Origin of the sequence: Salinibacterium sp. TMP30 (genome assembly GCF_038397785.1) — a bacterium.
Classification (GTDB): domain Bacteria; phylum Actinomycetota; class Actinomycetes; order Actinomycetales; family Microbacteriaceae; genus Rhodoglobus.
Genome location: NZ_CP151642.1, coordinates 2,501,186 through 2,514,358 on the forward strand (window position 1 = coordinate 2,501,186; position 13,173 = coordinate 2,514,358).

Annotated in this window: 11 protein-coding genes and 1 pseudogene; 9 read left to right on the forward strand and 3 right to left on the reverse strand. The window is 59.8% G+C overall.

Annotated elements, in window-relative coordinates; genetic code table 11:
* Window positions 1-30 precede the first annotated feature (30 nt).
* The 3 genes from purD to AADH44_RS12160 all read left to right on the forward strand — a co-directional run bounded on the left by purD (window position 31) and on the right by AADH44_RS12160 (window position 3,097).
* Window positions 31-1,281 (forward strand): phosphoribosylamine--glycine ligase, encoded by a 1,251-nt coding sequence (gene purD, locus AADH44_RS12150; RefSeq protein ID WP_341953125.1) that lies wholly within the window; start codon window positions 31-33, stop codon window positions 1,279-1,281.
* A 20-nt stretch (window positions 1,282-1,301) separates the two neighbouring features.
* Window positions 1,302-2,189 (forward strand): phosphoribosylaminoimidazolesuccinocarboxamide synthase, encoded by an 888-nt coding sequence (locus AADH44_RS12155; RefSeq protein ID WP_341955011.1) that lies wholly within the window; start codon window positions 1,302-1,304, stop codon window positions 2,187-2,189.
* Between the two features lie 245 nt (window positions 2,190-2,434).
* Window positions 2,435-3,097, forward strand: a complete 663-nt coding sequence (locus tag AADH44_RS12160) for a hypothetical protein (protein ID WP_341953126.1) — start codon at window positions 2,435-2,437, stop codon at window positions 3,095-3,097.
* 312 nt (window positions 3,098-3,409) lie between these two features.
* Here the strand turns inward: AADH44_RS12160 and AADH44_RS12165 are convergent, their stop codons facing one another.
* Window positions 3,410-5,020, reverse strand: coding sequence for an ABC transporter substrate-binding protein (locus AADH44_RS12165; protein ID WP_341953127.1), 1,611 nt, complete (start codon window positions 5,018-5,020; stop codon window positions 3,410-3,412).
* Window positions 5,021-5,274: 254 nt separating this feature from the next.
* On the opposite strand from AADH44_RS12165, the gene AADH44_RS12170 reads away from it, so the two are divergent.
* The 6 genes and pseudogenes from AADH44_RS12170 (at window position 5,275) to AADH44_RS12195 (ending at window position 10,711) form a co-directional block, all read left to right on the forward strand.
* Window positions 5,275-6,435, forward strand: coding sequence for a Xaa-Pro peptidase family protein (locus tag AADH44_RS12170; protein ID WP_341953128.1), 1,161 nt, complete (start codon window positions 5,275-5,277; stop codon window positions 6,433-6,435).
* Between the two features lie 2 nt (window positions 6,436-6,437).
* A complete protein-coding gene (locus tag AADH44_RS12175) occupies window positions 6,438-7,787 on the forward strand; it encodes a M20/M25/M40 family metallo-hydrolase (protein ID WP_341953129.1) in 1,350 nt (449 codons plus the stop codon).
* Complete coding sequence (locus AADH44_RS12180; protein ID WP_341953130.1) at window positions 7,780-8,319, forward strand: Lrp/AsnC family transcriptional regulator; 540 nt, start codon at window positions 7,780-7,782, stop codon at window positions 8,317-8,319. Before AADH44_RS12175 ends, AADH44_RS12180 begins: the two co-directional genes overlap by 8 nt.
* Before the next feature lie 23 nt (window positions 8,320-8,342).
* Window positions 8,343-9,548, forward strand: coding sequence for a pyridoxal phosphate-dependent aminotransferase (locus AADH44_RS12185; protein ID WP_341953131.1), 1,206 nt, complete (start codon window positions 8,343-8,345; stop codon window positions 9,546-9,548).
* Between the two features lie 42 nt (window positions 9,549-9,590).
* A pseudogene (locus AADH44_RS12190) lies at window positions 9,591-10,306 on the forward strand (VOC family protein).
* 24 nt (window positions 10,307-10,330) lie between these two features.
* Window positions 10,331-10,711: a cytoplasmic protein gene (locus AADH44_RS12195; RefSeq protein ID WP_341953132.1), complete on the forward strand. Its 381-nt coding sequence runs from the start codon at window positions 10,331-10,333 to the stop codon at window positions 10,709-10,711.
* A 2-nt stretch (window positions 10,712-10,713) separates the two neighbouring features.
* Here AADH44_RS12195 and AADH44_RS12200 read toward each other — a convergent pair whose 3' ends face one another.
* Both AADH44_RS12200 and AADH44_RS12205 read right to left on the reverse strand, forming a co-directional pair.
* The gene (locus AADH44_RS12200) at window positions 10,714-12,123 is read right to left on the reverse strand and encodes an FAD-binding oxidoreductase (protein WP_341953133.1); all 1,410 of its coding nucleotides are present in this window, start codon (window positions 12,121-12,123) and stop codon (window positions 10,714-10,716) included.
* Between the two features lie 39 nt (window positions 12,124-12,162).
* A complete protein-coding gene (locus AADH44_RS12205) occupies window positions 12,163-13,173 on the reverse strand; it encodes a serine hydrolase domain-containing protein (RefSeq protein WP_341953134.1) in 1,011 nt (336 codons plus the stop codon).

A 13,173-nucleotide genomic window follows, 5' to 3' on the forward strand; every position in this document is an offset into this window, starting at 1 on the left:
TAACACTGAGCGCTTGGTTAGGCTGGGGTCGTGCGAATTCTTGTTCTTGGTTCCGGTGCTCGCGAGCACGCGATTGTTACGTCTCTTCTGAGTGAAGAAGAGGCCCACGAAATCACGGCCGCGCCCGGCAATGCGGGTATTGCGTCTGTGGTTGAGACGGTGGCGCTCGACCCGACTCGGGGCAGCGTCGTCACCGAGTACGCCCTCGACAACGACATCGAGCTCGTCATCATTGGGCCCGAAGCTCCCCTCGTTGCCGGAGTTGCTGACGACCTTCGACGCCGCGGAATCGCGGTGTTCGGCCCCGGCAAAGCTGCTGCTGCGCTTGAGGGCAGCAAGACTTTCGCGAAGCGCATCATGGATGTCGCCAACGTGCCCACGGGTCGCGCCCACCGCGCTGGTTCGCTCGACGAAGCACTTGAGGCTCTCGACGAATTCGGGTCACCCTACGTTGTTAAGGCCGATGGTCTCGCGGCAGGCAAGGGCGTTCTTGTCACCGGCGATCGCAACGCGGCTGTCGACCACGCGACTTACTGGCTCGGCCACGGCAGTATTCTCATCGAGGAGTATCTTGCGGGCGAAGAGGTTTCCCTTTTCTTGCTCAGCGACGGTCACAATGTTGTGCCCCTGTCACCGGCGCAGGATTACAAGCGTGCGTACGACGGCGACAACGGCCCCAACACCGGCGGAATGGGCGCATACTCGCCGCTGAACTGGCTGCCCGAGAATTTCGTCGACGAAGTGATCGACACCATTGCGTTGCCCACGATCCGTCAGCTTGCGAGCGAGCAAACACCCTTCATCGGGTTGCTCTACTGCGGGCTCATTGTCACTCGGGAGGGCATCCGTGTGATCGAGTTCAACGCTCGCTTCGGTGACCCCGAGACGCAGGTTGTGTTGCCGCGCCTCGTTACTCCGCTGAGCTCGCTGCTGTATGCCGCATCGACCGGCGGTCTCCCCGACCACGCCACGCCTGACTTTACTGATGACGTCGCTGTGACGGTCGTGCTTGCCAGCGAGGGGTACCCCGAAAACCCCAAAATTGGTCGCCCGATTACTGGTTTGGATGCGGCGCTCGCTGTTCCCGGAATCACTATCGCCCATGCGGCCACCGCCAAAAAGGGTGACGAGTTTGTCGCCACCGGCGGTCGCGTGCTCAGCGTTGTCGCGACTGGCGAATCGTTTGCCGTCGCTCGCGCCCGTGCCTACGAAGCACTCGGGCACATCCACCTTGAGGGCAGCCACTTCCGCAGCGACATCGCCCTGCGCGTCGCCCAGTGAGTGATGCCGTGAGTGATGCCTTGAGTGACACTGTGCACGGTTCCGCGAGCGCCTGGACGAAGTCGTATTCCGGCAAAGTCCGTGACCTGTATGTACGCGCCGACGAGCCACAGCTTGTGCTCATGGTTGCCAGTGATCGGGTCAGTGCGTTTGACCATGTGCTGGAGCCGGGCATCCCGGGCAAGGGTGCACTGCTGACTCAGCTGAGCACATGGTGGTTCGCCCAGTTGCCTGATGTTCCGAACCATTTGGCGGATGCTGATGCGGGTTCGAATGTCGCCGTCGAGGCCCCGGCAGCGTTGGCCGATCGTTCGATGGTTGTGAAGCGTCTCGATATGTACCCCGTGGAGTGCGTTATGCGCGGCTACCTCTCGGGCAGCGGATGGCTGGAGTATCAGGAGTCTCAGAGCGTGTGCGGCATTGCGCTGCCTGCTGGGCTGACTGATGGCGATCGCCTTCCGGAGCCGATTTACACTCCCGCCTGGAAAGCCCCACTGGGTGAGCACGACGAAAACATCAGCTTTGAGCGCACCGTTGAACTCGTCGGCGAAGAGGTTGCTGTGGCGCTTCGGGATGCTTCGCTCGACATTTTTGCACGGGCCTCCGCCATCGCGGAGACTCGCGGCGTGATTCTCGCCGACACCAAGTTCGAATTCGGCGCTGACCCGGAGACCGGTGCTCTCGTTCTGGCCGACGAAGTGCTCACGAGCGACTCAAGTCGCTACTGGGATGCCGAACTCTATGCCGCCGGTGGCCCCGGTCGTCTCGCAAGTTTCGATAAGCAGATCGTGCGGAACTGGCTTTCGGCCCACTGGGACAAGCAGGGAACGCCGCCCGAGCTGCCCGCGGAGATCGTGGAGCAGACTGCTGCCCGGTATCGCGAGCTGATTGAGCGGCTGACGGCGTAGTTCAGCCGGCGAAAGTCGTGCCTTGACTGGGGCTGCGCGTCATTCTGACCCTTCCGGTATCATGTGTTGTGCGTGCTGTCACGCCGAACCTTCTTCCGGACCCCACGATCCGGCACGGGAGGGCAAAGGGGATCATGAATGCCCGGCAGTTAGTCAGATTGAACTTCTTTGGTGTCCTGGTCGGGCGACAGTAAGCGTGGGTTGCTGTTTCGCCTCCCCGCAGCGGCACTCGAAGGAGAAACACCATGACCAAGCAAGAGTCGTTCAAGCGTCGAATCCGTGCGCGGATGACGACCACCGGTGAACGTTACGCCGAGGCTCGGCGGGTATTGACCGCGCAGTCCCCGCCCTCCACTACAACCCGTTCTTGGGCTGCCGCGCCCGAGTTGTCGGATGAGGCGATCCGTGCGGGCACCGACAAGGGTTGGGAAGACTGGTGCGATCTGATCGAGCAATTCGCGGGGCGAGCAGACGGCCACGCCGCTATCGCCCAGCATGTCGGCGACGACCTTGGCGTTAGCGGCTGGTGGGCTCAGGCAGTAACAGTTGGGTATGAACGGATCACGGGACTTCGTCTCCCGAATCAGATGTCCGATGGCACGTTCACTGCCAATAAGTCGGGGACCGTCACCGTTGAGAGCGACATGCTTCGTCGCCTCCTTCTAGACGACGATGATCGAGCTCAACTGTTTCCCGGTGTTGCTACTGAGCTCAAGTCGAAGCTGACGGCGAAGGCAATCAGAGTGACGGTTGGGCCAGGCTCCGCCATTATCCGGCTCGAAGACCGTAGTGGAGGCCGCACTCAGGTCGTCATCCAACATTCACAATTGCCCACGTTCGGTGACGTCGAGGAGTGGAAGTTTTACTGGGCCGAGTGGCTCGACGCAATTGATGAGGCAGGGAGCTGACAGGAAACTGTTCGCCAGAGACGCCGCGGAACTCTATCGGCATCGCGATCTCCCCGGCCACCTCGAACACGCCACGACTGCGGTCTTACCGGCGAGATCGATTCCGGCGATCACTTCGGCCGCGGTGCTTCGGTATCCGAAGTTCGATTCGAGTGGTTGCTGGCGGGCAGTCACTTCTTCGCGGGAGACCGTGGCGCTAACCCTAAGAGTTGGAGCGCACTCTAGGTCAAGCCAGTCGCACCCCCAGACACCCAAATGCCCGGGCCGATTGGACGACCCGGGCATCCGCGGTGTTAGTTCACGTCTAAGCGATTAGCCCTTGGTGACCTGGTAGTACAGCGGAACTGAATCCCAACCGAACTCGACGTTGCTCACGGTGTCTGCGTAAACACCGGTTGCGTTGGAATACCACAACGGAATGCTAGGCAGATCCTTCAACAAGACTTCCTGTGCCTGCTGGTAGAGCGCGGTTGCGTCTTCAACAGTCTGAGCAGCTGCACCCTCCTTCAGGATTCCGTCGAACTCTGAGCTGCTGTAGCCCTCATAGTTCGAACCAGCACCGGTCTGGTAGAGGGGTGCAAGGAAGTTGTACAGCGACGGGTAGTCAGCCTGCCAACCGGCGCGAGTTGCACCGGTGAGGGTGCCCGCTACGCGGTCTTCGAGCGATGACTTGAAGTCGGGGTACGACTTGCCGATGGCGTTGATGCCGAGGGTGTTCTTGATGCTGTTCGCGACAGCATCAACCCACCCCTGATGTCCACCATCTGCGTTGTATGCGAGGTCGAATGTGGCGTCACCGAACGGTGCGATGGCGTCTGCTTCGGCCCACAGCTTCTGAGCTTCCTCAGGGTTGAACGTCAAGACGTCGGCACCCTCAAGCGAGCTGGAGTAGCCATCGATCACGGGAGACGTGAAGTCGGTGGCCGGCGTGCGAGTTCCTTGGAAGATCACGTCAGTGATCTCCTCACGGTTAATCGACATCGAGATAGCAGCGCGACGCAGCTTTCCTTCTTCGCCACTGAAGTGGTCAAGGTAGTAAGGAATGTTGAACGCCTGGAAAATTGCTGCTGGTTGGTTGAGGGCGCGGTCGCCGAACTCATCCTGGAACAGCTCGAATGCGCTGTCAGGAACTGCATCGAGAACGTCAAGGTTTCCACCAAGAACGTCTGCATAGGCAGCATCCTGTGAGGTGTAGAACTTGAAAGTGACTCCACCGTTGGCGGGCTTGCGCACACCGTCATAGTCGGGGTTCGTCACAAGAGCGATCTGCTCGTCGTGCTGCCACGCGCCTGCACCATCCATCATGTAGGGACCGTTACCGATGGGGTTCTCTCCGAAAGCCTCAAGGTCATCAAAAGCGGCCGAGGGCAAGGGCATGAACGCGGTGTAACCGAGGCGCAGTGGCCAGTCAGCTTCGGGAGCAACAAGAGTGACATCGAACGTAAGGTCATCGACGACGCTGAGTCCGGTCAATTCTGAGTCAGCTTCGTAGCTGAAGCCCTCGATGTCGTCGAAGAAGTACGACGAAGCCTGTGCATTGCTGAACTTCGCGCCATAATTCCACGCATCTACGAACGAGCTAGCGGTTACCGCTTCACCATTGGTGAACGTCCACCCGTCGTTGAGCGTGACAGTCCAGTTTTGGCCATCCGACGACTCAATCGACTTCGCGACGTCGTTGCGGATGCTTCCGTCTGCCTCATACGAAACCAGACCCGCGTAGATGGACGTCAGGATCTTTCCGCCGCCGGTCTCGGTGGTGCCGACGGTGATCAGCGGGCCAAGCGGCTCGCTTCCGTTGGTGGTGATGATCTTGTTGGTGTCGCCCGAGCCTCCGCCATCGCTGCTTGCGCAGCCAGCGAGAGTGAGCGAGACAACAGAGACCAGCGCTACAACGCCGATCCCGAAACGTGCTGTCTTCATGCTTCCTCCTGTGCAATAAGCGCCCTCAGTGCATGCATCTAGCAGCGCCGGGCGTTGGAATCACTTTAGACCTCACAATCTGACGCCTAAAGCAAAGTGCGATAATGTTACCCCGTTGTTAGGTTATCTAGACCTGTTGCCTTACAAACAATTTACATAATCGGAGCATGGCCTATCATTGCCGGTGAGTGGATGCCGTACAGTTTCGCCGTGACGGCACTCAGCCCGACCAAGCAAAGAAAGAAGTTGAGACGATGACGAGCGCGCCAATCCTCATGTTTTCGAGCACGATGTCAGCAGACATGCGACATGTAATCACCCACGAGGTTCACGACCCATTCCTCTACATCGAGGTCGACGGTAAGCGTTACACCGCAATCAAGTCACTTGAGGCCGCACGGATGTCTGAAGTGGAGAACATGACCGTGTTCCCCCTTGAAGCTCTCTTCTTCGACGACTTCCGTGCCGCGGGCCAAAGCCCCGAGCTCGCCGAACTCAACACTCTGGTAGAAGCCTGCCGCCGCACTGGCGTGAGCAGCGCCATCGTTCCCGCCACTTTTCCGCTGGGCGTCGCCGACCACCTTCGCGCCAACGGAATCGAACTCACCGTCGACAACAATGTCTTCGAAATGCGTCGCCGCATAAAGTCACCCGCTGAACTTGCCGGGATGCGCCGCGCACAGATCGCTGCTGAAGCTGGCGTTGCTCACGTTGCCACACAAATGGAAGCCGCCGAGATCGGCGCCGATGGTGGACTACTCATCGACGGCAAACCACTCACCTGCGAAGACCTGAAGACGGGCATCCGCGCCGCCTTCCTGCGTAACGGCTGCGAAGATGCCGGCCTGATCGTGGCTCACGGCGAGCAGACCTGCATTGGTCACCACGCTGGTTCGGGCCAGATCTTCGAGGGTGAACCCGTCACCGTTGACATCTGCCCGCGCGACACCGAGTCAGGCGGCAACTCAGACATGACACGCACCTTCGTCAAGGGTGAAGTCAACGAAGAGTTGGCCACCTACTGGCGCATCGTCAAGGAAGCATTCGACAACACGCTCGCCGCGATTCGCCCGGGCCTTCCGGTTGCCGAACTTCACCGCATCTCGTGCGAGCCGATCAGCAACGCCGGCTACCCCACGCAACTCACCAAGAAGCCGGGCGAAGTGCTCACCGAGGGCTACTTCCACAGCCTCGGCCACGGCATCGGCCTCGAAGTTCACGAAGCTCCCGGTCTTGGCCAGAACGACGCCGTGCTTGTTGCTGGTGACGTCATCGCGATCGAACCCGGCTGCTACCGCCAAGGCTTCGGCGGCGTACGACTCGAAGACATTGTGCTCGTCACTGAAACCGGTGCCGAACTCATCACCGACTACCCGTACGAGCTCACCCCCGTCGCGATCTCGCGAGGAGTCTAATCGTGCGCGACCCCCGTATTGATGCTGCTCGCGAGCAGAGCATCAGCGAATGGCAGGAATTCTGTCGCTTCCCCTCCGTGGCGGGCGATCGTGTTGCAATCGAGGCTGCCGCTGACTGGTTGGAGCAGAAACTCCGCCGGCTCAGCAAGCGCGTCGAACGCATCGAGATTCCCGAATACGGTCCGGTCGTCGTCGCCTACTTCCCCGGAGCAAGCGACAAAACGCTGATGCTCTACAACCACTACGACGTGCAGCCTGCTGGCGACCTCGACCAGTGGGTGTCCGGCCCCTTTGAGTCAGAGATCCGCGACGGCGCTATGTGGGCCCGCGGCGCCTGTGACGACAAGGCCGACGTGACGAGCCGTCTGCGGGCGCTCGAACTATTCATGGAAGATCACCCAGACGGACTGCCCTACAGCATGATCTACCTCGCCGACCCGTGTGAAGAGATCGGTAGCCCTGGCCTCGAAACTGTGTTGGCCGAGAACGCCGAACGCCTCAGTTCGGATGCCGTGCTGTGGGAAAGCTACCTGCGAGAAGATGACGGCCGCCCGGCCGTGGGCTTCGGATGCCGCGGTGGCATGGAGATCAGCCTCAGCCTGAATATTTTGGCCTCCAATCAGCACCCCTCGTATTCGCAGATTCTGCGCTCTGCACCGCTGGAGTTGATGCGGGCGATCACGTCACTCGTCGATGAAGAAGGGCTGATCGCGGTTCCCGGATTTACCGACTCCGCGTTGCGCCCCGATGCGGCAGCGAAAGCCCGTACGCAAGAATTGTCGCTACCGGGTGACGCCATTAGTCTTCCCGGAATCAGTCCCCTGAAGGATCTTTCTGAGGAGGAGTTGAAGGAACGCTTCATCTTCGCACCCTCCATGAGCCTCGCGGGTTTCGATCTTGATCCCAGTGTTCGCCAAAGCATCCCTGCTGGGGGAACAGCGCGGGTGCGCTTCGGACTGGTTCCGGGAATGGACCCTCACGCGTGCTTCGAGTCGGTGAAGTCTTTCTTGGGCAGCACTGCGCCCGACATTGAGGTTGAGCTGATCCGCACGATGCTGCCCGCATTTTCTCCCGTTGACACTCCGTTCGCCGTGTCAGTACTTGAGGCCGCAACCAAAGCCTTCGAGGCAGAGCCTGTCATCTACGATGTGATGACTGGTTCCGGGCCCGGAGCATTCTTCCTTGAGCATCTGGGTGCACCCCTGATCTCACCCACCGGAACATTGCGACCGGAGGGAAACATGCACGGCTACAACGAACACGGTTACCTCGAGGACTACCTCACCCATATCCAGTTCACTTTTGACTTGCTCAACAACCTTGAAGCGAATGGGTTCGCGAACAATGACTGATTCGACGGTGGAGAATGACGCCACGACGATCATTGATCTGCTTGTGCCGAGCATTCCGAAGGTCGAACTTGACAGCATCGATCTGCAACTGATCCGCCACTTGCACGAGGATTCCAGCATTTCACTACGCAGCCTTGGCGCTCTTGTGGGGATGTCAGCTCCGAGTGTTGGAGAGCGCGTCGCCCGACTTGAACGCACGGGAGTCATTCGCCGCCGCAGCATTGAGATGGACTGGTCTGCCATGGGCCGACCGATGCTCGTAGTCATTCCGATAAAGATCACGTCTGATGCCAAAATGCTCACCGTGATTGAGGCATTGCAGTCGATTTCGTCGCTGACAGAGATTCTCATTCTGAGTGGCACCTACGACATGATGGCGCGCTTCCGACTCAAGGATCACGCTGAACTGCAGACGCTGCTGCTCGAAAAACTGGGCGCCGTTCCGGGCCTTCAGCGAGTGGAAGCGATGATCAGTCTCGGCCGCGTCGACGACACATCACCACTCAGTCACATCCTCGGCATTGACGACTAACCACACCAACAGAAAGTAACCCTGTGCGCATCGATGATTCGTGGCGAGACCTCGCAGCACCAGACTTTTCCCTCTATGCGGGGCTCGACCCCAAACGTCGGATCATGATGATGGGAGCAGACCCTTTCGCTCCCGACAAGTGCCTGCCAGACCACGTCATCGACGCCACGAAGCAGGCCCTCGATGACGGCAAAACTCACTACTCTCTCGACAACGGTTACGCCGAGCCTCGCCTGAAGGCGGCACTGGTTAACAAGCTGCGCGACTTCAACGGGATGGAGATCGACCCCGAAACTGAGTTGATGGTTGGCCCCAGCTCCGCGTTTACTCTCTTCCTCTCGATTCGCATCTGTATCCGCCCCGGTCAGGGTGATGAGGTGCTGGTGACGAGTCCCGGTTTTGCGGAGAACATCAATGATATCCACCAGATGGGTGCGGTGTGCGTGCAGGTGCCAACGTACGAAGAAGACGGTTTTAAGCTGCGGATGGATGAATTCCGCTCGCGCATCACGGAGCGCACCCGCGCCATCGTCATCACGAACCCCAACAACCCCACCACCACGGTGTACACGCGCGAGAACCTGTTGGAACTCGCGGCGCTTGCTGAAGAGTTCGATCTCGGCGTGATCGTTGACCAAGACTTCGAGCGTCAGGTGTACGACGGAGCCGAGTTCGTGAACTTCGCCACTCTGCCCGGCATGCGTGAGCGCACCCTGACGGTATTCGGCACGTCTAAAGACTTAGGGCTCACGGGCTTTCGTGTTGGCTACCTGGTGGCGCCGGCCGAGATCATGCCAATGCTCAAGATTGCGACCTTCAACTACGTTGGCCCCACTAATACTTTCGCCCAGTATGGGGTTGCGGCTGCCTACGAGAACCCGGCCTACACCGAGGAGTGGTTCAAGATTTATGACCAGCGCCGCCACGCAATTTTCGACGCACTCACCGGCATCCCCGGCGTCGGTGTCTCGATGCCCGAGGGAGGTTTCTACCACTGGGTCAACACCTCCAAACTCGGAACATCACTCGAAGTCGTCAAGCACCTCGTGACTACCCAACAGCTGGGGGTCTCTCCAGGAACCTGGTTTGGTGACGTCGGTGAAGGCTACGTTCGCGTGATGTACGGCTCGAATGGCAGCGACGAGGTCTTCCGGGAAGGTGTCGCGCGCCTGGCTTCCGGCCTGCGAGCGCTTGCCGAGAGCAAGGGACTCACCGCAGCCGTAGCCTAGCTGTCGCGGAATACCGTTGCGAGTGGCAGGGTTGTACCGGTCATGACCGAGCTGCTCGCTGCCGACACCGCGATGGGTGCGGTGACACTCAGCGTCGCGAACCTTGACGCGTTGACCGCGTACTACCGGGATGCCGTAGCCCTCAGCGTGCTGAGCGAGTCTTCAGACACCGTGGTTCTTACCCGCGCACCTTCACGGGCAGCGCCGATCACCTCGTCAGCACAGCGTTCTACTTCACCGACCCCGAAGGCAATGGTGTTGAACTCTACTGGGATCGCGACCGCACCGAATGGAGCTGGACCCACGGTTCCGTCGAAATGGCCACCCTCCACCTCGATCCCAACACCTTCCTCCAAACGAACCTCACGGAAGCTGCGGTCGAGCAGCCCCTGATTGGTAGCGCGCGCGTCGGTCACGTCCACCTCCAGGTCGGCGATGTTGCGACCGCCCGCGACTTCTACGTCAATCAACTCGGCTTCGAAGCGACCACCGAAATCCCCGGCAGCGCCGTTTTCGTCAGTGCTGGCGGCTACCACCACCACATGGCGATGAACACCTGGAACGCGAGCGGCGCGGGCCCTCGGCTGCCAGCACTCGGTCTCGCCCAAGTCGACATTGCGGTGCCGAGCGCCGACGACCTCGCAGAGTTGGGCGAACGGATGAGGCACCACGGCATCCAACTGCGTCACGATGGCAACGCTCTCAGTTTCGGTGACCCGTGGGCCAACCAGATTCGGGTTACCACAGCCGCGAAATAGTACGACCGTGGGAAAAAATCACGCTTGCCTACGAGCAGTTCAGAGCGCACACTGTTGCTCATGGACGACGATCCGGTAACAACTAATCCGCAGCACTACTCGGTTATTTTCGAGAATGAGCGCGTGCGAGTGCTGGAGTATATTGATGCGGCCGGAGACAAGACAACGCCGCACGAGCACCCCGATAGCGTCATGTACACCCTCAGCGATTTTCGTCGGCGCCTCCATGCGGGCGGTGGGCATCGTGACGTGGAACTTGCTGCCGGAGCCGCCGTCTGGCTACCCGCGCAGCGTCACAGCGGTGAGAACATCGGCACGTCACCCACACATGTGATCTTCGTGGAACTAAAGGGCGACCCAGGGACGCAGCCGACAACCGACGCGCAGCTGGGCCCGGCCCTCTAGTCTCAGCGGCCGGCGACTGTGTTGGCAAAGCGGGCAATCTTGCTCGTATGCTGAAGGTCGAGTGCGTTTTCGCGACGGTCGGCTTCTCGATAGAGCATGTACATTGCCTGCACGCCGAGCCACCGCAGAGGTTCTGGCTCCCAGGGGCGAACACGGCGTCCCACCCACGGCAGGTGAGTGAGATCGGTGTCACGGCGCAGCACGAGATCTGCGAGGGTACGGCCGGCAAGGTTGGTGGTTGTGAGTCCGCTGCCGACGTAGCCACCAGCGGTTCCCAGGCCGGTTTGTTCATCGAGGTCGACCGTCGCACACCAATCGCGCGGGACTCCGAGAACGCCGCACCAGGCCTGTGCGATAGGAACGTCAGCTGCCGCAGGAAACATGTCGTGCAGCAGAGCGGTGAGGGCGGTGATCGTCCAGTCCTGGGTTTCGCCATCCACATCTGTCCGCGACCCGAAACGATAGGGAATTCCGCGACCACCGAGCGCGATGCGGTTGTCCGCTGTTCGCTGAGCATACATGTAGGCGTGCGCAGCATCGCCAAGCACTTCCGCACCAGACCAGCCGAGTTGCGTCATCACAGAGTCCGGCAACGGATCAGTGACGATCATCGAGGAATTCATCGGCAGCCAGCCACGCCTCTGACCCTTGATGCCAGCCGTGAAGCCCTCAAGGCACCGCAACACAATGGGGGCTTTGACCACCCCACGGTCTGTACGCGCCAACCTAGGCTCGATCGCTTCTACCGTGGTCTGCTCGTAGATCACGACCCCCAGCCGCTCCACTGCAGCGGCAAGCCCTTGAACGAGTTTCGCCGGCTGCACTCGAGCGCAATGGGGGCTGAAAAGCCCTGCCTTCGCGCCATCAACAACGATCCGACTGTCGAGGTCGGATAACGTGAGAGATACTAGGTCCTCTTCCGTTGCGCCCCACGATTTCTCATACTCGATGGTCTCCTGCAGGCGCTCGACTTGAGCTCGATTTCGCGCCACGTGGAGGAGCCCGTCCTTGACGATGTCGGCTTCGATACCTTCAGCCTCGGCGACAGCGATGACCTCGTCGACTGCCCCTCGCATCGCGGTCAACAAATCGACGACACCCTGATGACCATGCGTTTTCGCATAGAGCGCACGAGATCCGGCAAGTTCCGCTGAAAGCCAACCGCCATTTCGACCGGACGCGCCGAAACCGGCGAATTCGCGCTCGAGCATCACAATACGAAGATCTGGTTGCGCCCGCTTGAGATAGTAGGCGGCCCACAGCCCGGTGAGACCCGCCCCGACAATGCAAATGTCCGCATCTCGATCGCCGGGCAGGGGTGCCCGATATTTCGGCAATTCGGTGCTCGTATACCAATACGACACACCACCGTTGGGCACACCGCTAGCACCGAGCGTGGTGGGAGTCTTCATTGTGTTTTCCATGAACGGACGTCATTTCTGGATAGGGCCCTAGCCGCCGAGCAGTTCATCAATCTCGCGGATGATCGGCCAGGCGCACTCTTCTGAATTGGAGAGCACCACGACGTCGAGATCGGCTTCGAGGTAGTGACGCACGATCCCGGATGCTCCAGGCCCGACGCCATCAGCAAAGTAGCTGCGAACGCTGCCGTCTTCGTTCATATCAAACTCGAGCCCGAAGCCATACCAAGTCTCTTCGTCGTACTGCACCTGTGGGGTGAGGAACTCTTCCGTGTACTCAGCATTGAGCAGTTCACCGTTGCGAAGAGCTTGGATAAAGCGCACGAGGTCGGCTGCGGTGACGTGGGCTCCGCCGTCGGGCAGACCAATGGGCGGGGCGCTGTAGATGTTCGAAACCCAGCGACCATCAATGAAGTCCCAGCCTTCAGCAACGCGCGGCGCGGCATCCCGCCGGTCGTAGAAACCGGAATCGATCATGCCTGCCGGTGTAAAAACCTCGTCGAAAACGTACTGACGGTACTTCTCTTCGGTGACCCTCTCCAGCGCAAGACCCGCAAGAACGTAACCAGCGTTGCTGTATACGCATTCGACACCGGGGGCAGCGATGGATTCCTTGTTAATGAACGTCGGCAGCTGATCTGCTGGTTCCATGATCGTGTAGGTCGGGAACTCTGACCACAGTTCCGTGTAGCTTTCGCCCTCTTCCTCATCCACATCGTCAGCAATGCCGCTCGTATGGGTGAGCACATGAAGCAGGGTCACGGCCGGGTCGATCTCAGAATCAGCGAGATCAACATAGTGATGAATGGATGTCTCGAGGTCGAGTTCACCCTTCGACACCTGTTGAAGCACAGCAACACTTGTGAAGAGTTTGGTGATGGAGCTCGAATCAAACCGGGTATCCGCAGTATTGAGCACATCCCAACGGTGGCTCGCCTTACCCATTACCGCGTCAAAGATCGTGGCATTGCCGCGCTTGATCAAGACAGTGCCTGAAAATTCGTTCTGCTCAAGAAATTCGTCGAGCCCAGAGGTGTCCAT